We start from the raw sequence: 25,356 nt of genomic DNA, 5'->3' as shown, positions 1-25,356 counted from the left end.
AACTTTCTTCAAAATGTATCTGTTATAAATTTTATAATTTTTGAATTATAAATTTATTCAAAAACAATTTCAAAATTTAAGTTTTTAATTTTCTTCGTGAATTCTTCAATTTCATATTTCATGAAAATTGTTTTTTTATCATCACTTAATTTGTATTGAGATTTTGGTAAAGAAACTTTTTTAATTTTTTTAGTAAAAGTATATTTAAATTCAAAAGCAGATTCTTTCATCCCTTTTTCCATTAATTCACCCATCTTTTTGAACTCTTCGTTCATTTTTTTAATTTCTTCTTCAGATATTTCTTCATCTTCCGAAACTGCTTCTTCATACTCGATATCATCAGCACCATCATTAACGATAGTTGTATCTTTTAATTCTTCAATAACATCTTCACCAGAATGATCTTCTTCATACACTTCTTCCTCATACACTTCTTCCAATTCTTCAACAACTGGCTTTTCAATTACAGTTCTTGTAAATTTCTTCCCATCATAAGTATATTTAACTTCCGAATCATTAGCAGTTGCACCTAATGCATCCGTATTTTTACCAGAAGCTGTTTGCATTGCTGAAACCATTGAACCAACATTTCCAATGTCATTTACATTTTTGAAATCTGAAGTCAAAATGTATTTAAATTCACTCTTTGCATTGTTAACAACAATTCTCATAGAACAATCTTTCATTTTCTCTATATTGGCAATTTGCTCAGGAGTCAATTCTTTACCTTCTTTTTTAAATTTAGCTGGAATATCTTTAAAAGCAATTACACTATCTACATCTTTTTCTGTATCGTCCATCAATCCTTTCGACATTTTTTTGGTATTCTTTTTATCCAATTCTTTTGTCAATTCCATCATTTTAGACATGTTAATTGTATAAGCTAATTTTCCAGAACCATCTGCATTAAAGAAAACTTCTTCAGAAATAGAACAGCTTAATAAAGAAAAACTGATAAATAAAGCAGCGATAATTTTTTTCATTTTTACATTTTATTATTTCAATTCAAAGATACAATTTTGAATTAATTATCCTATAAAATTCGCACTTTGAAACTACAATTCAATTAACTATCTTTGCACTCTCAAAAAAACAAAAAGATTATGCAACTTTCGGAACAAGAAATTATTAGAAGAGAGAAATTACAATCGTTACGTAATTTAGGTATCAACCCATATCCTGCTGATTTATATCCAGTGAAGCACACTTCATCTGACATAAAGAACAACTTTGAGGAAGGTAAAAAGGTGGTTGTTGCCGGACGTGTTATGAGTGTAAGAGATCAAGGAAAAGCTTGTTTCGTTGAGTTACAAGATAGTGAAGGAAGAGTTCAATTGTATTTAAACAGAGACAACATTTGTCCTGGTGAAGACAAAACATTATACAACACGGTATTTAGAAAATTAACCGATTTAGGTGACTTTTTAGGTTTTGAAGGAGAATTGTTTACCACTCAAGTTGGAGCAAAATGTATTCGTGTATCTAACTTTACATTTTTAAGCAAAACATTACGTCCATTACCTTTACCAAAAACTGACGAAGAAGGTAAAGTTTATGACGCGTTTAATGATGCAGAATTACGTTACAGAATGCGTTATGTAGATTTAGTTGTAAATCCTCATGTAAAAGAAGTTTTCATGAAGAGAACAAAATTATTTACAGCAATGAGAACGTTTTTTAACCAAGCTGGTTATATGGAAGTTGAAACTCCAGTTTTACAAAGTATTCCTGGTGGTGCAGCGGCTCGTCCGTTTATCACGCATCATAATAGTTTAGACATTCCATTATACATGAGAATTGCCAACGAATTATACTTAAAAAGATTAATTGTTGGAGGTTTTGATGGGGTTTACGAATTTTCGAAAAACTTCCGTAACGAAGGAATGGATAGAACGCACAATCCAGAATTTACAGCAATGGAAATTTATGTAGCTTACAAAGACTACAACTGGATGATGGAATTCACAGAAAACTTATTAGAATATTGTGCCACTCAAGTAAACGGAACAACAGAAGCTACTTTTGGAGAACATAAAGTAAACTTTAAAGCGCCTTATGCTCGTGTTACGATGACAGATGCCATCAAACAATTTACAGGTTTTGATATTACAGGTAAAACAGAAGATGAATTACGTGAAGCTGCAAAATCTATGGGTATTGAAGTTGATGACACAATGGGTAAAGGAAAATTAATTGATGAGATTTTTGGTGAGAAATGTGAAGGAAACTTCATTCAACCAACATTCATTACTGATTACCCAAAAGAAATGTCGCCATTATGTAAAGAACACCGTGACAACCCAGAATTAACTGAGCGTTTTGAGTTAATGGTTTGTGGTAAAGAAATTGCGAATGCTTATTCAGAATTAAATGATCCTATTGATCAAAGAGAACGTTTTGAAGCGCAAATGGCATTAGCAGAAAAAGGAGACGATGAAGCAAATGGTGTTATCGATGAAGATTTCTTACGTGCATTAGAATATGGTATGCCTCCTACATCTGGATTAGGAATTGGTATGGATCGATTAATTATGTTCTTAACAAACAATCCGTCAATACAAGAAGTATTATTCTTCCCGCAAATGCGTCCAGAGAAAAAAGTGACAATTGAATTAACGGAAGATGAAAAATTCATTGTGAGTTTACTAGAAAAAGAAAACAATCAACCAATTGCTACTTTAAAAGAAAAAGCAGGTTTAAGTGGTAAAAAATGGGATGCTGCTATGAAAGGTTTAGCAAAACATGGCTTAACAAAAGTTGTTGTAGATGGCGATAATAAATTAGTTGTATTAGCCTAAAATATTTTTAACAACCTAATAACTAAACATGAGATTAATTTTATTATTATTCAGTGTTATCGCATTTTCGCAAAACACTTACAAACCAGTTGAATTCATTACCAACAACAATGAAAAAATAACTGGATTTATCAACTCTGAAAAAATTTACGATGTAAATAATTTTGAATTTAAAGAGGATTTAAATAAAGAAACTAGATTCCTTTCAATAAATACAATCAAAGAATTTGTGGTTGATGGAAAAGAAAAATATTATGTTCAAGAAGTTCAAGTAGACAAAAATCGTTCTCATGATATACAAACTTATGGGAATTCTGACGTTGAATTAGTATCAAAAACAATTACTCTAAGAAAAATTGTAGAAGGAGAATACAATCTATACTTGAGTTATCATAATGACACACAATATTATTTTTTCAATAGTACGAGTAATCCAAAAATTACTTACTTAATTTACAACGAAACAAATAGCAATGGTACAATTCAAAAAAACTTGCAATATGTTGGCCAATTAAGATATTTATTTAAAGATAACACTTTAGATGAAAGATTAAGATATTCTAAATCTGACTTAGTGAAATTATTTGTAAATAAAAATGGTGGTTCAAGTGTAGATTTAACTAAAAATGATTATTCTGGGAAATTTCAGTATAAAATATTTGCTGGGGCCAAAAATTACAAACTTAGCTTTGAAAATGAAGACTATTACGGCAAAAGTTTTTCAAACAATAAAACAATTGCAACATTTGGAGCCGAAGTAATTTACAATTACTCAAAAAAATACGACCTTTTTGGTAGAGTATCTTTTGATAATATTGGAACGATTTCGATGAATAAAAGAACAAATGTTCCAAGTGGAACTAGTGTAATTTTTGAAGAATTCATTTACGAGGCAAAACAATTGAATATTGACTTAGGAGGAAGATATTACATGTCTAATAATAAAAATAGATTGTTTTTAGATTTAGCTTTAGAAGTAAGTAAAAAATTATCGTCTAAATTGTTTACAATTTCAACACCTCAAAACAACCCAGACAGAGAAGATTATAATCAATACGTTCCTGGCCCAGGTCTTTCATTGAACTTAGGAATTGGATATGAATTCCTTGAAAAATATGGTTTAGAATTGAGATATTCAACAAATCAAGATCTAAATTTTATTAAATCAAAAGTTTCAAATTTAAACATGAATTTATATTATAAATTCAATTAATAAAATAAAAAAATCCTCAGTTTATGCTGAGGATTTTTTTTATTTCAAAAGTATTAAAAACGTAATCCAAACATTACTCCATCACCTTGAAATCCTCCTTGGTAACTTCTAACATATTCAACTCTGAATACTTTGAATTTTCCAAATCCAATTCGATCTAAACCAACGGAAACTTCTTGATAAGGCTTATAAACTGGTGTTGCTGCTTGATGAAAACTTCCTACTAAATTCCATCCTAATTTATTTATCAATGGAAGCTTATTCATAAAATAGCCATTATCATTATAATTAATATGCGTTTCAAAATATTGATCGTTTGTAGAATGCGTATAATAAGGCAATAAATAAAAAGAAGTATTGTAACTACCATCAATGTTTATATGCGTTAAATTCCCATTAAAATGCTTAAAATCTACAAATGAAATGGTTTCTGCATCAAAAAATTTTCCTGCTTTCATATTTAACAATAAACTCCCTTTATTTCCTAGTGTTTTACTATAATTTAAACGTGCTTCTAAAAAGTCAAATTCGTACTTTTTATCAGAAGCTGCAAATGCTTTTGTATAGGTTAAACCAAGTGTAGGATATTTACCTTCATTCATGTTCATTTTTCCATCCGGACGAGTAATATATTTTTGTCCGAATACAATTCGTGCACCTAAACTAAACTTCATTAAATGATGTTCATCAATCGCAGCAAATTCATCCGAATCAGGATTTAATGGATTATTAGAACTATACACATCTTGTGAACTCACCCACGCTTGATCGGTAGTATTAAATAATGGCTTTCTATTTTCATAAGCTAAAGAAGTATTCATGAATAACCCATTCACTACTTCTCTACCAGTACTAATTTCAGCAAATTCCTTTTCATATAATTTCATGAAATTGTTTTTGAAAAGTAACGAACTTACCGAGTTAACTAATTTAGAAATTGGTGGCGTTGCATTAAACTGACTTACTTTATTTCCAGCATTAAATCGGACAAAAGCATCATTAGTATTATTAAATTTATGGAAAAAACTAGCCGTTGGCCTTAATCTTTTATCGGAAAAACCATATTCAAAATCTGCAGAAATATTAGTTCTTTTTCCTTTTTCTTCATTGAATTTGGAATATGAAAATCCAGAACCTAAATGAAAACCTTGAACGGTATTAAAGTTGAAAGAAGTCAAATTTAACAGACCATCATAACTAAATCTGGCCTTTTTAAAACTATTTTTATACGTGTAACCAACAACAATATCTGCAAGTTTGAATTTATTTGTAACAGCATCTGTAGAATCTAAGTAAACTTGAGAATTTCTAACTTTATACACACTGTCTTTTTTAATATAATTTACATTCTCTTCTTCAGTTAGTGGCACTGGTCTGTTTTCATTCCAATACTCAAGATCTTTTTTGTTCGATTCAGCAGCAAAAGTTACTACTTCACTTGTAAATGTCTTTTTATCGAACTTTTCAATAAAAGTATAATTACTAAAAACGTGTGTGAATTTTCCGTTGAATTTAATTCCAAAAGCACCAGCTTGAAAATCAAAAGTTTGTATGTTTTTAACCCATAATTTATTATCCGGATTATAGTTAAAATTCTGAACCAATTTCAAACTTTCTAAAAACTCTTGTTGCGCTCTGTATCCTTTAATATCTAGATCAATAGCATAGATTGCCCAAGTATCTTCAACTATATAAATATAGCCCTCAAAAACGGGTTCATTATCTCTTTTTGGAGTAACTTTAATTTTATTGATATAATTATTATAACTATCTGTAAAAGAATCTTCTAATTTAAACTTATAATAATTAAAAGCATTAGAAGCAATTGGAGAAATTAACGGAATTCCGAATTTTATAGTGTTTTGATAAAAATCATAATTCGTATTTAAAGCAGTATTAAAACTATAACCATTGTCATTACCTGCAACTTTACTAGCAATAATTTCTTCTTTTAGATTATTAGGCTTTTCAAATTTTAATTTAGAAACAGTTTCAGATTGATATATTATCCCAGCCCCAGTAGAATCTACATTTCCATCTAAATCACCAATTTCAATTCCCATAAATTTCTTAGGAACGTCTTTTACTTTAAAAATACCTCTAGAATAAAAATCCGCTTCAAATTTATCGGTCTTTTCCGTATTTTTTTTGCGATTTGCAATAGCATTTCTTATGATAATATTAGCCGGATTTTCCCCTTTTTTAATGATTACTTCTTCAATAGATTTTTCTTCTTCTGATAATTCAGCATTAATAATAACGGGAAATGAATTGATTTCTTGAGTAATTCTTTTGGTTTTATATCCTAAAATTTTAAAAACCAATGTGTAGGTTCCGTTTTTTTTCAAACTTAATTCGTACTCTCCATTTTCATTGGAAGAAGTTCCGTTATAGGTTTTTTCAATAGAAACACTCGCGTACGCTAATGGAGTACCTTTTTCATCAGTTACTTTTCCTCGTATTTGGGCAATAGAAAAATTAGCAATTAAAAATAAAATTGCAATAAATAGTTTTTTTGTGCGCATAAAATTGTTTTTTATTGGGTTGTAATGTGAGCTTTTAACTCTTTTTCTTTGTAGACGAGTTTAATTTTAAAAGGGTTGTATTAATTAAAATATTCTAAGGCTAAATCGTAACTTTTTAATCCGAAACCAATTATTACACCTTTTGCATTTGGCGAAATAAAAGATTGATGACGAAACGTTTCTCTTGAAAAAGTATTTGAGATATGTACTTCAATTACTGGCGTTTCAATTGCTTTTATACAATCACCAATACCAATTGAAGTATGCGTATAAGCACCGGCATTTAAAACAATACCATCATAAGAGAAACCTACTTCTTGAAGTTTTGAAATAATTTCTCCTTCAATGTTTGATTGAAAATATTCTAGTTGAAGTGTTGGAAATTTAGATTTCAATTCTACAAAATAAGAATTGAAATCTTGATTTCCATAAATTGATGTTTCTCTTTTTCCTAATAAATTTAAATTAGGTCCATTCAGAATCAGTATTTTCATTATTTACCGTCTTTATCCACAACAATTCTATTTTCTCTATCCGCTAATTCCCAAGCTAAAGTAAAAGCTAATCGAGCACGCATAGCTAATAAATCGTATTCAATTTTATCTGCAGTGTCATTTGCACCATGATAATCTTCATGCACTCCATTAAAAAAGAAAATAGAAGGAATACCTTTTTTTGCGAAATTATAATGGTCTGAACGGAAATAAAATCTATTTGGATCATTTCTATCATTAAACTTATAATCTAAATTTAATCCAACATATTTTTTATTCATTTCTTCATTAATAGTATGTAATTCAGAACTTAATCGATCTGAACCAATAACATAAACATATTTGCCATTTTCTTTATGATTTCCAATAGTATCCCTACGCCCTACCATATCAATATTGATATCGGCTACTGTGTTTTTAATAGGAAATAATGGGTTTTCTGAGTAAAATCTAGAACCATGTAAACCATGCTCTTCACCTGTTACATGTAAAAATAAAATAGAACGCTTTGGTGCGAAACCATCTTTTTTAGCAGCCATAAAAGCTTTTGCAATTTCCATTAATGCAACAGTTCCTGAACCGTCATCATCTGCTCCATTATAAACTTCTCCGTTTTTAACACCAATATGATCATAATGAGCTGAAATAACAATTACTTCTTCTGGTTTTTCAGCACCAGGAATAAACGCCCAAATATTTTCAGAGTCGTTTAATTTTGGCGCAAATCCTTTTTGCATAAATTCTGAAGGCACTTTTTGATAGTAATTTGCAGAACCTGGAGGGTTTTTTATTCCTAAACTTTCATATTGTTCAATGATATATCTTCCCGCTTTTTTCTGACCTTCTTCTCCAGTATTTCTACCTTCCATCTCGTCTGAAGCGATAACATGTAAATTTTTAGAAAGATTTTCTTCACTAATAAAGTTTACGTATTTTGTTAAATCTACTGGCATTTTATTTCTTGCAGCAACAGAAGATTTATTTGAGGAACAACTTATAAAAATTGCACTAGTAGTAAGTAATAAGAATAACTTTTTCATTTATGTCGATTTTAAACAACACAAATCTAACTAAAAAAGTGAAATTCCGGTAAATTTTATAAGATTTTTAAGAAGAAAAGTAAAATAAAAAAAGGCAAGCGACCTACATCGCACCGCTACAACCGCATACCTTTGCTGCGTTCCCACCCTGGAGGATTTTGCAGGAGCTGGTCGTGTAGGACTTGCCGGTGCAAATATACAATCTTTTATTATCTTTGCAAATCAAAATTTAGTTTAAAATAAATTGTATTATTGTATTTCAAACAATATAAAAAATGAAAAAAAATAACTTATTAATAATCACAGCTTTAACTATACTTTTAGGTAGTTGCGGTGAAGAAAAAGATTTATTCGCCATAGATTCAAAAAACCTAAAACAGGTTTACAAACAAAACGAAAGCATTAATTTAGGTATAGAAAACAAAGAAGAAGTAAAAATCGACTCTGTAGTTTACTTTGCAAATGATATAAAATTAGGAACTGCTAAAAATGAAAAACCTTTAACTTTTCCATTAAACAATTTGAAATTTGGCTTACAAGATATTAAAGCCACTATTTACTTTGAAGGGAAAAACAACGAATGTGTTACTTCTTTTGAATTAGTATCTAATATCACTCCGAAATTATACGAAACAAAAGACTATACTATCCTAAACACTTATAACCACGATTCAAATGCGTATACACAAGGTTTAGAATTTTACAAAGGAATTCTTTTAGAAGGAACAGGTCAAAATGGTGAATCTACTTTAAGAAAAACTGACTACAAAACGGGTTCTGTTTCAAAATCTATACTTTTAAGTCCAGATGTTTTTGGAGAAGGAATCACCGTTTTTAATGGAAAAATTTACCAATTAACTTGGAAAAATAAAATCGGATTTATTTATAATGCCGAAACTTTAGAAAAAGAAAAAACATTTAATTATTTTGCTGAAATTGAAGGTTGGGGTTTAACACATAACGACAAACATTTAATTATGAGTGATGGTTCTAGCACGATTTATTTCTTAGACCCTGAAACTCAAAAATTAGCACATTCTATTAATGTTTATTCGGACACAAATGCTATTTCACAAATAAATGAATTAGAATGGATTGATGGAAAAATCTGGGCAAATGTGTATCAAAAAGACGCTATTATCATTATCAATCCAGAAAATGGAGCTGTAGAATCGGTTATTAATTTTAGCGATTTAAAATCAAAAGTCAAACAACATCCTGAATTAGATGTATTAAACGGAATTGCTTACAATCCAGCTACAAAAACTGTTTTTATCACAGGAAAAAATTGGGATAAAATGTTTGAAATCAAACTAAACAAATAGTAAAACTTTCCTATGAGAAAATTAATCATTGCATCGATTTTACTGATGTTTACTAATCAAATACATTCACAAAACAAAAAGAAAAAAATGAATACGATTCAACCGCCTGTAGCTAAAATTGTTCCTAAAAAATTAGAAAAACACGGCAATGTTAGAACAGACAATTATTATTGGTTAAATGAAAGAGAAAATCCGGAAGTAATTGATTATCTGAATAAAGAAAATGATTATTACAATTTATCGACGGTTCATACTAAAGAATTTCAAAATAATTTATTCTTAGAAATGAAATCGAGAATTAAGGAAGATGATAGTACAGTTCCTTATTTATACAATGGTTATTGGTATATTACTCGATTTGAAACCGGAAAAGATTATCCAATTTATTCTAGAAAAAAAGGCAGTTTAGACGCTAAAGAAGAAATTATGTTTGATTGCAATGAAATGGCTAAAGGTCAATCTTATTTCAATCTTTCTGGAATTAATATTAGTGAAGATAACAAATATGCTGCTTTTGGAGTAGATTTAGTATCTAGAAGACAATATACTATTCAAATTAAAAATTTAGAAACAGGAGAAATTCTACCTGTAAAAATTGAGAATACAACTGGCGGTAGTACTTGGGCTTCTGATAATAAAACCTTATTTTACACTAGAAAAGACCCACAAACATTACGTTCAGACAAAGTTTACAAGCACAAACTTGGAAACGATACATCTAAAGACGAAATGATTTTTCATGAAAAAGATGACACCTTTTACACATTCATCTATAAAGAAAAATCCAAAAAATACTTAATCATTGGTTCAACAAGTACGTTAACTTCTGAATATCAAATTTTAGAAGCGAATAATCCCGATGGAAATTTTAGAATTTTCCAACCAAGAGTTCGCGAACTTGAATATTCTATTTCTTACTACGAAGGAAATTTCTACATCGTTACCAATGCTGATAAAGCAACCAATTTCAAATTGATGAAAACAGCTGAAAATGCTACTTCAAAAGAAAATTGGAACGATTTAATTCCGCATAGAAAAGATGTTTTAATTGAAGGAATCGAAATTTTTAAGGATTATTTAGTTATTGAAGAACGTTCGAATGGTTTAAATAAAATCCAAATTAAACCTTGGAATGGTTCAGGAGATTATTACTTACCTTTTAATAGTGAAACGTATACATGCTATACAACTTCTAATGTTGATTTTAACACAGAGATTTTAAGATATGGATACCAATCTATGGCAACTCCATCTTCTGTAATTGATTTCAACATGAAAACAAAAGAAAAAACCATCTTAAAAGAACAAGAAGTATTAGGTGGTAATTTCAACAAAAACAATTATACTGAAGAGAGAATTTGGGCAACTGCACATGATGGAACTAAAATTCCTATGTCAATTGTTTACAGAAATGGCATGAAAAAAGATGGCAAAAACCCATTATTATTATATGCTTACGGATCATATGGTTCATCAATGGATCCTTATTTCTCAAGTACTCGTTTAAGTTTATTAGACAGAGGATTTATTTATGCAATCGCTCATATTCGCGGTGGTGAAGACTTAGGAAGAGATTGGTATGAAAATGGTAAACTATTAAAAAAGAAAAATACGTTTACAGATTTTATCGATTGTAGTAAATATTTAATTGCTGAAAAATATACATCTAACAAGCATTTATATGCAGAAGGTGGTTCGGCAGGTGGATTATTAATGGGAGCTATTGTAAATATGGCGCCTGAATTATATAATGGTGTAATTGCACAAGTTCCTTTTGTGGATGTGGTTACGACTATGTTAGACGATTCCATTCCTTTAACAACTGGAGAATATGACGAATGGGGAAATCCAAACGAAAAGAAATATTATGATTATATGTTATCTTATTCTCCATATGATCAGGTAAAAGAACAAGATTACCCAAATATGTATGTTTCAACTGGATTACACGATTCGCAAGTACAATATTGGGAGCCTGCTAAATGGGTAGCAAAATTAAGAGTAATGAAAACGAATAATAAACAATTATTTTTAGATACGAATATGGACGCTGGACATGGTGGTGCATCAGGAAGATTTGAAGCTTTAAAAGAATTAGCTAAAGAATTCGCCTTTTTATTCGATTTAGAAAACATTAAAAAATAAAAATGAACAACAAAATAAACGCCTATAACTCTGTTTTAGAATTAGTTGGAAACACACCAATTATCAAATTAAATAAAATTACAGACGGATTAAAAGGAAATTTCTATGCTAAAGTAGAAGCTTTCAATCCTGGCCATTCAGCTAAAGACAGAATTGCATTACACATAATTAATACTGCAGAACAAAGAGGTATTTTAAAACCAGGTGCCACAATTGTTGAAACTACTTCTGGTAATACAGGTTTTAGTTTAGCAATGATTAGTATGATTAAAGGATACAAATGTATTTTGGCAGTTAGCGACAAATCGTCACCAGATAAAATCGACATGCTTAAAAGCATGGGTGCTAAAGTATATGTTTGCCCAGCTAGTGTTGCTGCAGACGATCCGAGAAGTTATTATGAAGTTGCCAAACGCATTCATGAGGAAACTCCGAATTCAATTTATATTAATCAGTATTTTAATGAGTTGAATATCGAAGCGCATTATCAAACTACTGGAAAAGAAATTTGGGAACAAACTAATGGTTTAGTGACTCATGTTGTAATTTGTAGTGGAACAGGTGGAACCATTTCCGGAGTAGGAAAATATTTAAAAGAAAAAAATCCTGCTATTAAAATCTTAGGAGTTGATGCTTATGGTTCGGTTTTGAAGAAATATCATGAAACTAAGATTTTTGATGAAAATGAAATTTATTCTTATAAAATTGAAGGATTAGGTAAAAACTTAATTCCTACTGCCACCGATTTTGATATAATTGACCAATATGTAAAAGTTACTGATAAAGAAAGTGCTTTAGTAGCTAGAGAAATTTCCAGAGCAGAAGGAATCTTTGTAGGATATACTTCGGGAGCAGCATTTCAAGCGGTAAGACAATATGCAGAACTTGGTGAATTTAATGAAAACAGCAATGTTGTTGTAATTTTCCCAGATCACGGTTCTCGATATATGAGTAAAATTTACAGTGATGAATGGATGCAAGAACAAGGTTTTTTAGAAATTGAAAACCAAGATGAAATTGAAAAAATTGTGGTGATAAAATAACACAATCTTACCATACAACAGCTAAAACCCTCATTTTAAACCAATTTGAGGGTTTTTTTATTAAAAAAAATTACATTTACACCTATCTACATTAACTAGCTGCACTAATTAATATGTAACTATAAAAATTATATATAAATGAAAGCAACTACATTTTTTAAAAGTCTATTTATTTCGACTTTACTACTAATTACATCTGGCTGTCAAGAAAAGAAAGTTGACCAAAAAGAGGAAAGTGAAAAACTTATGCAAGCAAGTCGTGATTGGGCTGTGGCAGCAGCATCAAGAGACATTGATAAAACGGTTAACTATTGGACAGATGATGCTGTATTATTTTCTGCTGGTAGACCTGAATTAAAAGGAAAAAAAGCAATTCGTGATATGGTAACGGAATCTTTGAATGATAAAAATTTCAGTATAAGTTGGGAACCAATTAGTGCTGAAGTTTCAGAAAGTGGCGACATGGGATATTTAATAGAAAAATCTAAAATAATAATGAAAGATTCAACTGGAGCTGAAAAAGTTAAAACATTTAAAGGAGTAACTATTTGGAAAAAACAAAAAGACGGAACTTGGAAAAATGCCATAGACATAATGAGTCCAGACAAACTAGACTAAACAATTAATAACTTTTTAAAATCGGCATATTGCCGATTTTTTTTTGTGTCATTAAACCATTTTAAAAACATCTTGTCCAATACTAAACTTTAAATCTTATATCATGAAAAAATTAGCATTGGTAATTACATTATTAGTTACATTAGGTGTTTCTGCACAAGAAAGAAAAGAAAAAAGAAAAAACATTACTCCTGAAGAACGAGTAGAAAAAAGAACAGAACGCATTACTGAGAAATTAGGTTTAGATGAAACTCAGAAAAAGAAAGTTAAAGAAATTTTCGAAGCGCAACAAAAAGAAAATATGGCTACTAAAGAAGCATTAAAAGCAGAACGTGAAAAAGCTAGAGCTGAAATGAAAGAGAAAATGACTAAACAGCATGAAGAGTTAAAAGCAAAGCTAAAAACTGTCTTAACTGATGAACAATTTAAGAAATGGGAAGCGATGCAAAATGAAAATATTGAAAAGGTTAAAGAAAAAAGAAAAGAAAAAAGAGAATAATTTTAAAATAAAGCTTTAAAAATTAATTTTTTTTCATATTTTTGGAAAAACTATAAACAATCGCAAAATGAAAAAAATACTTAGTATTCTTGTGTTACTACTAGCTTTTACAATTAATGCTAACGCACAAGAAAAAGAATTCAAAAAAGTTGATGAAAAAGTTGAAGCTAAAAACAACTTAACAGCACTTAATGAAGTAATTAAATTAGATGCTAAATTAAGCCAAGACTTAATGGGTTTATTTGAATACAAATACAGAACATTAAATGAAAATCTTTCTACTGAAAGAAAAACTGAATTAGCTCATATTATTGAATTAAAATTAAGAGCTACTCTTGATGCAAAACAAATGGAAGCAATCGAGAGCAGACAAGGTTTGTTGAAAAAATTGACAAACTAAAAATAGATAAAAAAAATCCCGACAATGTCGGGATTTTTTTTTACAATGTTTTTGCTACTTCATCAATACTTTTAATCGTATAATCTAAATCTTCATACGATAAAGCATCCGTAATAAACCAAGTTTCATAAGCAGAAGGCGCAATATATATTCCTTTCTTTAATAATTCATGGAAGAATTTTTTAAAGGTCTCGTTATCACCATTTTTAGCGGTTTCAAAATCATACACTTCATTTTTATCAAAATGTACAGAAATCATTGAACCCACTCTATTGATTGTAAAATCGATATTGTTTTCAGATAAAACTTTATCAATTCCTTTTTCTAAATAAGCCGTTTTTTCTTCTAAACGAGAAAAAATCTGAGCATCAGAATTTAATTCCAACAACATTTGATAACCAGCTGCCATAGCTAATGGATTTCCAGATAAAGTCCCAGCTTGATAAACAGGCCCCATTGGCGATAAGTAATTCATAATTTCTTCTCTTCCTGCAAAAGCACCAACAGGTAAACCACCTCCAATCACTTTTCCGTAACAAGCGATATCTGCACGTACTCCATATAATTCTTGTGCTCCGCCTTTTGCTAGCCTGAATCCAGTCATTACTTCATCAAAGATTAACAACGTACCGTTTTCATCACAAAGTGCTCTTAAACTTGATAAAAACGATGCTTTTGGTGGTATACAACCCATATTACCCGGAACAGGCTCAATAATAATTGCAGCAATTTCATTTTTATTAGCTTCAAATAACGATTTTACATTTTCAATATCGTTAAAACGAGCCAATAAAGTGTCTTTTGCAGTTCCTTCTGTTACACCTGGACTATTAGGAACACCAAACGTACTTAATCCACTACCCGCTGCAATTAAAAACGAATCAGAATGACCATGATAACAACCCGAAAATTTAATTATTTTATCTCGTTTTGTATAACCTCTAGCTAATCTAACTGCACTCATACACGCTTCAGTACCAGAATTCACAAATCGAATTTTATCAATATTTGGAACCATAGAAACGGCTAATTCTGCAATTTTAGTTTCTAATTCTGTTGGAGTTCCAAATGAAGTTCCTTTTTTAGCTTTTTCAATGATGGCATTGATTACAGGCTCATGAGCATGACCTAAAATCATTGGCCCCCATGAATTAATATAATCAATATATTTATTATCATCTTCGTCAAACAAATAAGCCCCTTTGGCTTCTTTAATAAAAATTGGGTTACCTCCAACGCTTTTAAATGCTCTTACTGGAGAATTTACACCACCAGGTATAACTTTATTTGCTTCAACAAATAACTGACTACTTCTTTGATATAACATTATTTTTTTACTTTTAATTTTTGACCGATAGCAATTCCGGTATCCATTATATTATTTAAACTTTTCAATTCGTCAACAGTAATTCCGTATTTTTTAGACAATGAATACAAAGTATCTCCTTGCTGAACAACATGCTCCCCTTCCACTTGAACAACAACTCTTGGTTTTGGGACAAAATTTCTACCTAAAACCTCATTGTCAATTTTATACAATTCGTAACGTTCTATAATCCCAATAAGTTTTGATGGATATAGTGAATCCGTCGCATAACCAGCTTGTTTTAAACCATTAGCCCAACCTTCATAATCACCTTTATCTAACTTAAACAAGTTTTCATATCGTTTTCTAGAAGTTAAAAATAAAGAATGATCTTTATACGATTCAGCCGGATCTTTATATTTTCTAAAACATTCTTGTTCGGCATCATCATCATATTTAACTGATTCACCCGTCCAACCAGTATGACATTTTATTCCAAAATGATTGTTAGCTTGTTTCGCTAAATCACCAAACCCAGCTCCCGATTCTAAAATACCCTGAGCCATAGTTATACTTGCTGGTACACCATGGGTTTTCATATTGTTTTTAGCGGTTTCTTTAAAATCTAAAATGTATTTTTTAACATCTTCTGTAGTAGCTTTTACTTTTGAAGTAGCTACTAAAACCTCACTCCCAGTTGTTTTTGTTTCAGTTGGAGTAACTTTAACTACTGGTTTTTCATTTGTAGTTGTTTTGATTGGATGTTTTTTTGTAACAGGATGAGTTTTTGTACTAGTTGTTCTGATTTTAGAACCTCCACAACTAATAAAAAGTACGGATAAAAATAAAATTAAAATTTTCTTTGTCATATTACGATAGTCGTTTTTCCTTTTTTTTGTAATAAATTGTTCATACCGGCAATACCTTGTAATCCACCTGTATGAATTGTGAGTATTTTTGATTGTTTAGGAAAATAGCCTTTTGCAATTAAATCAAAAACACCAAACATCATTTTCCCTGTATAAATTGGATCTAATGGAATTTTATGATTCAAATTAAATGTATTAATAAAATCTATTAATTCATCCGTTACTTTTCCATATCCTCCAAAATGATAGTCACAATTTACGGACCAATTTTGTTTGTTTGCAAATTTAGCAATATCATTTTGTAAAAAATCACCTTTTAAGGAAGAAAATCCAATAATTTTTTGATTAGAATCAGAACTATTTATTAAACCTGAAATTGTACCACCTGTTCCAACGGCACAACAAATATAATCGAATTCAAAATCTGACTCCGTTAGTATTTCTTCACAACCTTTAATAGCCCATTCATTTGTACCACCCTCAGGAATTATGTAAAAATCTCCATATTTATTAGATAAAGATTCCATAAATTCGTAAGAATCCTTTAAACGATATTGCTCTCTTGTTACAAATTCGAATTGCATTCCTAATTGTTGCGCTTTTAATAAACTAGGGTTTTCAGCAATTTTATTAGACAATTCATCTCCTCGTATTATACCAATTGCATGAAACCCAAATTCTTTTCCTGCTGCCGAAACCGCAACTATATGATTTGAAAAAGCACCTCCAAAAGTTAATAAAACTTTCTTGTTTTGCTTTTTTGCTTCTTCTAAATTGTATTTTAATTTTCTAAATTTATTTCCTGAAATAATAGGATGTAACAAATCTTCCCTTTTTATATAAAGAGAAATTTCATGTGGAAATTCTTGATTAATTTTTTGATTCATAGCAATAAAAAATCCCGAAAAAGTAAAACTTAATCGGGATTAAATATATTATTTAATTATTTAATTCGCTACGATAACTTTTTTCTCAACAGTTACTTTATCATTTGTAAGTAATTTTACAATATAAACTCCGTTGTTTAATGAATTTGTAGACAATTCAATTAAATCATTTTTACCTAAATTCTTTTTAGATAAAACTAATTTTCCAGCAACATCATATAACTGACAAGATTCAATTTCTTTTCTTTGAGTATTAACGATTGTTAACATTGAATTTTCATTGTTTTGAAACACTTCAAATGCATTCACCGCTAAATTGATATCGTTTGATAATGCATCATAATTTTTGAACGTAATTTCAAAACGATTATTATTTTCTCCAGCAGGAATATTCATACTGAATTCAGCATTTTTTATATCATAATAAATTCCAGATTGTTTATCGAAAATATAAACATTTTCAGAATCATAGAAATTAATAATATCTTTTACAGATAATTTAATGTTTGCATCAGCAGCACATTTAAATGCAATTGGAATTCTAGCTTCAATATTGAAAGGTAATGTAGTAATTACACATTTTTTCTCATTATTGTTTTGACCAAAATAAACCATATCAGGAGCATTTGCATAAATTTCTGGTGAAACTCCATCATATCCTAAATCATAACTTTCTGTTGTATTTGGATTGAAAGCCATAGCTACTTCAACAGATTTTGCATTATTTAAAACTGCTAACAATTTAATTTGAGGAACTGGTAAATTTGAAATTTGAGTATAATCAATTCCGGCAACATTAGGAATATCATACCAATTTGTACCTGTATTTGAATCCGCAACATTTGCATTTTTTTCAAAAGTTGAATTATTTGCAACTCCTTCTCTAACAAAAACTCTATAAGCATTTTTCATAATTGAAGATCCTGCTGCAATTCCTTTAACCATAAATCCTTGTCCAATTGGAGAGAATTGTCTTTTAAAGTTTGAACCTGAAGACGCACCTGTAGTATTTAAAGTACCGTCTCCATTATAAGTATTCCAAGTAGCAGAAGTCCAAGTTCCTGGAGTTCCTACATTTACACCATTAGCCACATAAGTACCATATCCACCAACATATCCTGCTAATAAATGAGTATTTGCTGTTTTACTGTGTTCCCAAAAATAAGCTGAACCATCAATAACATTAGGATTACCACCAGCAGAAACATTCCCAGAACCATCATATTGTCTACCTGTATGCTCAACTAAATACATATTTAGATTGATTGCACTAGAATATGGATTACCCACTAACGTTAAATTACCATTTGATACCGTAACTGATATATTACCATCATTTGGTCTACCTCTAAAATCATAACGTTGTGCTGCTCCTGTTTTATTAGCTACAGATTCAGAAGCATCAGCAACCAAAGCATCAGTTCCAGAAGTACCTTTCATTGTAAATCCTTCACCAGGATTTAAAGTTACAGCATTACCAACATACTGCCAATTAGCATATACAGGAGAAAGAGACACAAATTTCCAAATCCAATAAGGAGCAATTTGCATAGTACTTCCTGCACCACCTGTAGCCGTACCATTATAATTATTAGTTGGCAAAATTTCAGCTGCAGTAGAACTAGTTAATCCTGTTGGTCTGTTTAACAAAGTAATACCAAATGGATTACCTGCAGCACCTGAACCAACTGGCGAACACCAATAATTATATTGAAAATTATTAACAGTTCCTTCTTGAAAAACAGACAACTTTCCTGTTCCAGAATTCACAGAAGCTCCAGATCCTTTTTGTAATAATTGCGAAGTATTTCTAAGGTAAAAATTACCTGTGTTGTTTAAGTTAACATCCTGCATAACAGTCATGTATTGGTTCGTCATGTAAACATAAGAGCCGTCTTTTACAAACAACTGTGCATTTACAACTGAAGTAAATGCTACCATCAAATTAATTAGTAATATTTTTTTCATATGATATAATTTTTATCCTCAAATAGTTAGGTTCAAAGTTAACACAAAATTTTGTTAAAAAAAAACGTTTTTATCTGTAATTTGTTATAAAACAAAAGTATGCAAATTTAATTACTTTTAAAAATTAACACCATAAAAAGCATAAAAATAAGATAAAACGTAAATTTTGTTAATTTTTTAAATATTTATCGATAAACTTAGCTTTTTGTCGAATATTTTTTACACATGATAATAATTTTTTTTTAAATTCTTAACACTTTTTATTGTTATTTTTTGATAAAATTTTTTTACATTTGTTAAAGTGAGATTTACAATTTTTATTAAAAAAATAATAAATTTCTGATAAAAAACATTACAAACTACCCATTCTATGAAACAAAATTACAATTTAACAACATTTTTACACGACACAATATTGTCTTGTAATATTGATTTTCTAAAAAACAGACTCAGCCTACTTTCTGTTTTTGTTTTTATGTTTTTCGGCTTAACAAGTGTTTTTGGGCAATTTCCTGGAAGTGATAATACTCCTGGATTAGGCAAAACTTTTTCAGTACCTGCAAATGTAACACACGTAAACGCTTCTGCTTGGGGAGCTGGTGGTGGTGGTGGTGGATCAAATTCAAATAACGCAGGAGGAAATGGCGGAGGAGGTGGAGCTGCTTCATCTATTCAAATAGCAGTTTCTGCAACAAACTTATTTACATATAATGTTGGTACAGGCGGAGCTGCTGGAGCTGCTGGAGGAAACGGAGGAGACGGAACAGCATCTTCAGTAACCGCAGTAACACCATCTGTAACTTTAACTGGTGGATTTGGTACTGGAGGATTGGCAAATAATGCCGCTATAACTGCCGGAAATAGTGACGGTGGAATTGCATCAGGTTCTGCAGGAACAACTTTAAGCAATGGTTTACCAGGAACAAGAAGTGGAAATCCTGCAGGAAATGGAGGAAACTCTGGTACAGCATTTACTATTTTTGGAGCTGGTGGAGCTGGTGGAAATAACGCTGTTGGATCTCCTGGAAACCAACCAGGCGCAGGTGGTGGTGGTGGTGTTAGATCTGGAGGAACAAGTAGAGCTGGAGGTGCAGGTGCTCCAGGATGTGTTATGTTTGATTACATTACCGTATCAAATGTTACACCTAGTCCAGTTTGTGTTGGTAGCACTATAACTATCACAGGGACAAATTTCTCAACTTTAGGTTCTACAACAATTACTGTAAACGGAACTGCATGTACAAGCATCGTAGTAGTAAACACAACAACAATTACTGCAGTAGTCGGAGCTGGTACAACTTCTGGCGTAGTAGATATCAACAATAACGGAAGAAGAAATAACGGAAGAAGCATAACTGTAAATCCACTACCAGCTGCTATAGGAGGTGGAGCTGCAACAGTTTGTACAGGCGGTACTACACCTGCATTTACAAACGCATCAGCAGGAGGTACTTGGTCAATTGTAAATGGCACTGGATCTGCAACAATTTCAGCAGGAGGTGTTGTTACTGGCGTAAGTACAGGTTCAGTATCGGTTGTATACACACTTCCATCAACTTGTAGTATTTCAACTTCATTAATAGTTACAACCTCTCCAACAATAACAACAAACCCTACAAGTGTGAGTGTAGCTGCTGGATCTAACACTTCATTTACCGTTGTTGGATCTAACACTCCAACAAGTTACACTTGGCAAGTAAGTACAAATGGAGGGTCAACTTGGACAACCATCACAAACGGTGGAGTTTATAGTAACGCTACAACTGCAACATTAAACATCACAGGCGTAACAATGGGAATGGATGGATATCAGTATCATGCTTCTGCAACAAATGCTTGTGGCACATCTACTTATTCTACAACAGCAATCTTAAATATTTCATTAGTATATTGTGCTTCTGTACCAAATACTAACTTCCCTGATGGTATTACAAATGTACAATTCAACACTATTAATAACACAACTGCTACAACAGCAGCTATTCCATATACAGATTATACTGGAACTCAAAACACTACTGTAACACAAGGCCAAACGCATAATATAAATGTAAGAGTAAATACAGACGGTAATTACACTATGGCACAAATGGTTTGGTTTGACTGGAATAGAGACGGGGACTTTGATGACGCAGGTGAAGGATATGATTTAGGAACCGTTACAAATAATGCAAATGGATTAAGTTCAGGATGTCCTTATCCTATATTAATACCAGTAAATTCAGCAATTGGAACTACAAGAATGAGAGTTGCTACACGTTTTACAACTGTTTCAACTCCATGTGCTAATGGATTTGATGGTGAAGTTGAAGATTATAGTGTTACTATTCTTGCAGCTCCAGCTTGTACAGAACCTACTGCTCAGCCAACTGTTTTAGTATTAACTCCAGGAGCTACATCTATTGCAGGTTCGTTTACAGCAGCAGCTCCAGCTCCTCAAAACTACTTAGTAGTTATGAATACAACTGGTACTTCTCCTACTGGATTGGTTATGGATGGAACTACTTATGCTATTGGCTCTAGTATTGGTGTAGGAAACACTGTTGTTGATACAGATTCAAACACAACATTCACGGCAACTGGATTAAACACAACTTCTACTTACTATTTTTATGTTTATTCAATGAACGCATTATGTAGTGGAGGACCTTTATACAATACAAATCCAACTGTTTTAATTGGTAACGCAACTACTGTTGGAGCAGCTCCAGCACCTTGTACTCCACAAACTACGTTAGGTCAAAATGACGATAGATACATCAGTAGAGTTGCCTTCATTGGAACATTAGTAGAAACAAACAACATAAGTACTTATTCAGATGTAACACCTGGTTATCAAGACTTTACTGGTTTAGCAATAAAAGCTCAGCAAGCTCAAGGAGAAGGGGTAAATATGATTGTAGAATCAATAGGAGGTAGAACAAAACTTTACGCCTGGGTAGATTGGAACAAAAACGGAACTTTTGAAAACAGCGAAAAAGTTTACGGACCACCAGCTGCAGGTATTTCAAGCACATTTGGTTTTGTAATTCCAACTGGAACAGTGCCAGGAAATTATAGAATTAGAGTAAGAACTTATAATAGCTTTTATGTAAGTGGCCCTCCAGCAGTTACAAATGAAACTTTTTCATATAATTTCGATGCTTGTGAAACATTTAACACTATACCTGTTGGTGCTTATACAGCAACTGAATACGGTGAAGCCGAAGATTATTTATTTACTGTTATTCAAAGATGCGATGCTAATATTACTTCTGTAACAGAAGGTAGTGTTTGTAATTCTGGTGTTGTTGATTTAGTAGCCAATGGAACAGCTGGAACAACTGAAATAAGATGGTACGATTCACTTACAGGCGGTTTATTTTTAGGCACATCTACAAGTGGTGGTACATGGGAAACACCATCTATTTCATCAACAACAACTTTTTATTGCACTGCTTGGAATGGAACGTGTGAATCATTTGTAAGAACACCTGTTGTAGCTAGAGTAAACCCAACTCCTACTCTTACATTTACACAATCTTCACCTGATGTTTGTGGAGAAAACACAATTGTTTCTTTATCTGCCGGTGGTGACAAACAACTAACTGACTTATTATATGAAAGATTTGAGGGTGGAGCTTTAGGAGCTTTTACTAATGTAAATTCAGACACAACACCTGCTGGTATTAAAAATGACACGAAATGGACAAACAGACCAAGTACTTTTGTTCCAACTGTTGGATTATCATGGAAACCAGCTATTTCAAGTGGCCTTGCACCTAACTTATTTGCTTTAGCTACATCTGATTCCGGAACACCTCCAGATGTATTAGTTGAGAATTCTTTAGTTTCTGCAACATTAAATTCAACTTCATATTTGAATTTAACCATGACTATGAAGTTTTATTATTCACGATATTACCCAGACAACACAAACAATAGTGACGAATTTGTAACAATTGACATCTCAACAAACGGAGGTGGAGCATGGACAACTTTACAAACATTCACTGCTGACACAGGTATTGGAACTAAATTTGTTAATTTATCATATAATTTAAACGGATATATTAATCAAGCTAATCTTAAAGTTAGAGTTAAACATCATTCTTTAGGTACTGCAACTGGGTACTTACCTGACGGAGTAGCTGTGGATGATATAAGAATTTTTGGTGATTTACCATTAAACACTGCCTTTGTATGGTCTAGCCCTACAACTCTACCTGATGTTTATACTAATCCTGCTGCAACAACACCTTATGTAGCTGGATCACCAATTGTAACAGTGTATGTTAAACCTACTTTAACTCAATTAGAATTAGGTAGCTATACATTTACGGCAACTGCTGTTCTTTCTAATGGTTGTACTGCAAGTCAAGACATTACAATTTTAAATAAATCAAAAATTTGGAAAGGTTCAGTTGATAATAACTGGTATAATGCAAATAACTGGAGCCCTATTGGTGTTCCTGACGCAAATACTTGTGTAATTATTCCAGACATTGCAACAACTGCAAATAGACCATCTGAAATAAATACTGCAGGCTCATACGCTCTTGGTAAAACTTTAAATGTTAAAAACAACGGTGTTTTAAATATTTATCCAAATAATAATTTAACAATTGGAGATGTCATTAATGTTGCTGGCACAGGATTGATTAACATGGAAAATAGCGCTAACTTAGTGCAAATAAACAATGTTGTTAATACTGGAAACATCAGAATGAAACGTAATTCATTTGTTAGAAGACAAGATTATGTGTATTGGTCAACACCTGTTGCAGGATTTGCAAATAGTGCAGTTTCACCTGGTACAAGCTTAGGATATCAATATAAATGGTTACCAACAACAGGCGGTATTAATAATTTTGGTAACTGGACATATGCTAATGAAACTATGGTTTTAGGTAAAGGATATTGTTTAAGATCTCCTGATTTTTATTCACTTTCTACAGCTGCCAATTATACTGCGACATTTGTTGGAGTACCTAATAATGGAAATATTACAATTCCAATAAGCAGAGGTACTTATGATGGAGTAAATTACTCAACTGGCGTTTCAACAACACCTGGAACTAAAGATGATGATAACTGGAATTTAGTAGGAAACCCATATCCTTCTGCAATTAATGCAATTAATTTCTTAACATTAAACACTAACATTGCAGGATTTGTTAATATTTGGACTCATGGAACATTACCTTCTAGTGCAATAGCTGATCCATTTTATAACAATTATATTTATAATTACACACCAACAGATTATATTACTTATAATTCTACAGGAGCTTCTACCCCACTTGGTTTTAATGGATATATTGGAGCTGGACAAGGTTTCTTTGTTTCTATGCTACATACAACTGCAGCAACAACTGAGAATTTAGTTTTTAATAATTCATTAAGAAGAGATATCGGAACTGGTAATACATATAATAATGGTCAGTTTTTTAGAACAAATAGTGAAAATACAGATTCAAATGAATTAGAAAGACATAGAATTTGGTTTGATTTAGTTGGTCCTACAGGAAATAGTGCAAGAGCATTATTAGGATATGTTGAAAATGCTACAAATGGAAATGACAGATTATTTGATGCTTTTTCAAATGAAAAACTTTCATTTAATATTTTCTCTTTAATTGAAAATGAAAAAATGTTAATTCAAGGTAGAAAACTTCCTTTTGACTCAAATGATAAAGTAAATATTGGAGTAGCTATACCTCAAGATGGATTGTATAAAATTGCAATTGGTTCATTAGATGGTTTATTCTTAAATACTGATCAAAAAATATATTTAGAAGACAAGCAATTAAATGTAACTTATGATTTAAAAAATGCTCCTTATACATTTATGTCTAAAAAAGGTACGATTACAGATCGTTTTATCATAAAATTCATTAATAATGATATTGAAAATACAACTGTAACATTAAATGATTTAGTTGTTTATGACAATAATGTATTAACAATTGAATCTGGAAAACAGAAAATTAAAAATGTACAAATTTTTGATGTTCAAGGAAAATTATTAATTAGTAAAAATGGTATTCATCAAACTACTTTTGTTCCAAATAATTTTGCTAGAACAAATAACTTAGTTATTGTAAAAGTAACTTTAGATGATAATACTGAAGAGGTTAGAAAAATTATTTTCTAAAAAATAAAACTTCTATAAAAAAGCCCTTACATTTTGTAAGGGCTTTTTTTTATTAATATCTATCAAAACTCATTTTTTAAAAACAAAAAA

The 25,356-nt window shown here is 31.0% G+C and carries 17 protein-coding genes and 1 other RNA gene; 9 read left to right on the top strand and 9 right to left on the bottom strand.

Features of this window, described 5'->3' with window-relative positions:
* Positions 1 to 53: 53 nt before the first annotated feature.
* Complete coding sequence (locus BMY86_RS05950) at positions 54 to 983, bottom strand: hypothetical protein (RefSeq protein WP_091466439.1); 930 nt, start codon at positions 981 to 983, stop codon at positions 54 to 56.
* 120 nt (positions 984 to 1,103) lie between these two features.
* Between BMY86_RS05950 and lysS the strand changes: the two genes are divergently transcribed.
* Both lysS and BMY86_RS05940 read left to right on the top strand, forming a co-directional pair.
* Positions 1,104 to 2,798 carry a lysine--tRNA ligase gene (gene lysS / locus BMY86_RS05945; RefSeq protein WP_091466437.1) on the top strand — a complete coding sequence of 565 codons (1,695 nt, stop codon included), beginning with the start codon at positions 1,104 to 1,106 and terminating at the stop codon, positions 2,796 to 2,798.
* A 28-nt stretch (positions 2,799 to 2,826) separates the two neighbouring features.
* The gene (locus tag BMY86_RS05940; RefSeq protein WP_091466434.1) at positions 2,827 to 4,011 is read left to right on the top strand and encodes a hypothetical protein; all 1,185 of its coding nucleotides are present in this window, start codon (positions 2,827 to 2,829) and stop codon (positions 4,009 to 4,011) included.
* A 53-nt stretch (positions 4,012 to 4,064) separates the two neighbouring features.
* Here the strand turns inward: BMY86_RS05940 and BMY86_RS05935 are convergent, their stop codons facing one another.
* The 4 genes from BMY86_RS05935 to ffs all read right to left on the bottom strand — a co-directional run bounded on the left by BMY86_RS05935 (position 4,065) and on the right by ffs (position 8,258).
* Entirely contained in the window at positions 4,065 to 6,536 is a 2,472-nt protein-coding gene (locus BMY86_RS05935; RefSeq protein ID WP_091466431.1) for a DUF5686 and carboxypeptidase regulatory-like domain-containing protein, read from the bottom strand.
* An 80-nt stretch (positions 6,537 to 6,616) separates the two neighbouring features.
* Complete coding sequence (locus tag BMY86_RS05930) at positions 6,617 to 7,030, bottom strand: type II 3-dehydroquinate dehydratase (protein ID WP_091466429.1); 414 nt, start codon at positions 7,028 to 7,030, stop codon at positions 6,617 to 6,619.
* On the bottom strand, positions 7,030 to 8,070 hold the full coding sequence (locus BMY86_RS05925) for a M28 family metallopeptidase (protein ID WP_091466427.1): 1,041 nt from the start codon (positions 8,068 to 8,070) through the stop codon (positions 7,030 to 7,032). Before BMY86_RS05925 ends, BMY86_RS05930 begins: the two co-directional genes overlap by 1 nt.
* An 89-nt stretch (positions 8,071 to 8,159) precedes the next feature.
* An RNA gene (ffs, locus tag BMY86_RS05920) (signal recognition particle sRNA small type) lies at positions 8,160 to 8,258 on the bottom strand.
* Positions 8,259 to 8,345: 87 nt separating this feature from the next.
* Between ffs and BMY86_RS05915 the strand changes: the two genes are divergently transcribed.
* The 6 genes from BMY86_RS05915 (at position 8,346) to BMY86_RS05890 (ending at position 14,100) form a co-directional block, all read left to right on the top strand.
* On the top strand, positions 8,346 to 9,395 hold the full coding sequence (locus tag BMY86_RS05915) for a glutaminyl-peptide cyclotransferase (protein WP_091466424.1): 1,050 nt from the start codon (positions 8,346 to 8,348) through the stop codon (positions 9,393 to 9,395).
* A 45-nt stretch (positions 9,396 to 9,440) separates the two neighbouring features.
* Positions 9,441 to 11,540, top strand: coding sequence for a S9 family peptidase (locus BMY86_RS05910; RefSeq protein ID WP_394332562.1), 2,100 nt, complete (start codon positions 9,441 to 9,443; stop codon positions 11,538 to 11,540).
* Positions 11,541 to 11,542: 2 nt separating this feature from the next.
* Complete coding sequence (locus tag BMY86_RS05905) at positions 11,543 to 12,583, top strand: cysteate synthase (protein WP_091466421.1); 1,041 nt, start codon at positions 11,543 to 11,545, stop codon at positions 12,581 to 12,583.
* 138 nt (positions 12,584 to 12,721) lie between these two features.
* The gene (locus BMY86_RS05900; RefSeq protein ID WP_091466418.1) at positions 12,722 to 13,201 is read left to right on the top strand and encodes a YybH family protein; all 480 of its coding nucleotides are present in this window, start codon (positions 12,722 to 12,724) and stop codon (positions 13,199 to 13,201) included.
* A 103-nt stretch (positions 13,202 to 13,304) separates the two neighbouring features.
* Entirely contained in the window at positions 13,305 to 13,700 is a 396-nt protein-coding gene (locus BMY86_RS05895; protein ID WP_091466416.1) for a hypothetical protein, read from the top strand.
* Between the two features lie 67 nt (positions 13,701 to 13,767).
* The gene (locus BMY86_RS05890; protein WP_091466413.1) at positions 13,768 to 14,100 is read left to right on the top strand and encodes a hypothetical protein; all 333 of its coding nucleotides are present in this window, start codon (positions 13,768 to 13,770) and stop codon (positions 14,098 to 14,100) included.
* Between the two features lie 40 nt (positions 14,101 to 14,140).
* Here the strand turns inward: BMY86_RS05890 and hemL are convergent, their stop codons facing one another.
* Genes hemL through BMY86_RS05870 form a run of 4 tightly spaced genes read right to left on the bottom strand, consistent with a single transcriptional unit; the run spans position 14,141 to position 19,130 of the window.
* A complete protein-coding gene (hemL, locus tag BMY86_RS05885) occupies positions 14,141 to 15,427 on the bottom strand; it encodes a glutamate-1-semialdehyde 2,1-aminomutase (RefSeq protein ID WP_091466410.1) in 1,287 nt (428 codons plus the stop codon).
* Complete coding sequence (locus BMY86_RS05880; protein ID WP_091466408.1) at positions 15,427 to 16,275, bottom strand: glucosaminidase domain-containing protein; 849 nt, start codon at positions 16,273 to 16,275, stop codon at positions 15,427 to 15,429. The genes hemL and BMY86_RS05880 overlap by 1 nt, the downstream gene beginning before the upstream one ends.
* Positions 16,272 to 17,162 (bottom strand): 1-aminocyclopropane-1-carboxylate deaminase/D-cysteine desulfhydrase, encoded by an 891-nt coding sequence (locus BMY86_RS05875; protein ID WP_091466406.1) that lies wholly within the window; start codon positions 17,160 to 17,162, stop codon positions 16,272 to 16,274. Before BMY86_RS05875 ends, BMY86_RS05880 begins: the two co-directional genes overlap by 4 nt.
* Before the next feature lie 60 nt (positions 17,163 to 17,222).
* Entirely contained in the window at positions 17,223 to 19,130 is a 1,908-nt protein-coding gene (locus BMY86_RS05870) for a T9SS sorting signal type C domain-containing protein (protein ID WP_091466404.1), read from the bottom strand.
* Between the two features lie 370 nt (positions 19,131 to 19,500).
* Between BMY86_RS05870 and BMY86_RS05865 the strand changes: the two genes are divergently transcribed.
* The gene (locus tag BMY86_RS05865; RefSeq protein WP_143065610.1) at positions 19,501 to 25,266 is read left to right on the top strand and encodes a GEVED domain-containing protein; all 5,766 of its coding nucleotides are present in this window, start codon (positions 19,501 to 19,503) and stop codon (positions 25,264 to 25,266) included.
* The last annotated feature ends 90 nt before the right edge of the window (positions 25,267 to 25,356 follow it).

Origin of the sequence: Flavobacterium urocaniciphilum, assembly GCF_900110615.1 — a bacterium.
Taxonomy (GTDB): Bacteria; Bacteroidota; Bacteroidia; order Flavobacteriales; family Flavobacteriaceae; genus Flavobacterium; species Flavobacterium urocaniciphilum.
This window is presented reverse-complemented; position numbering and strand designations above follow the sequence as displayed.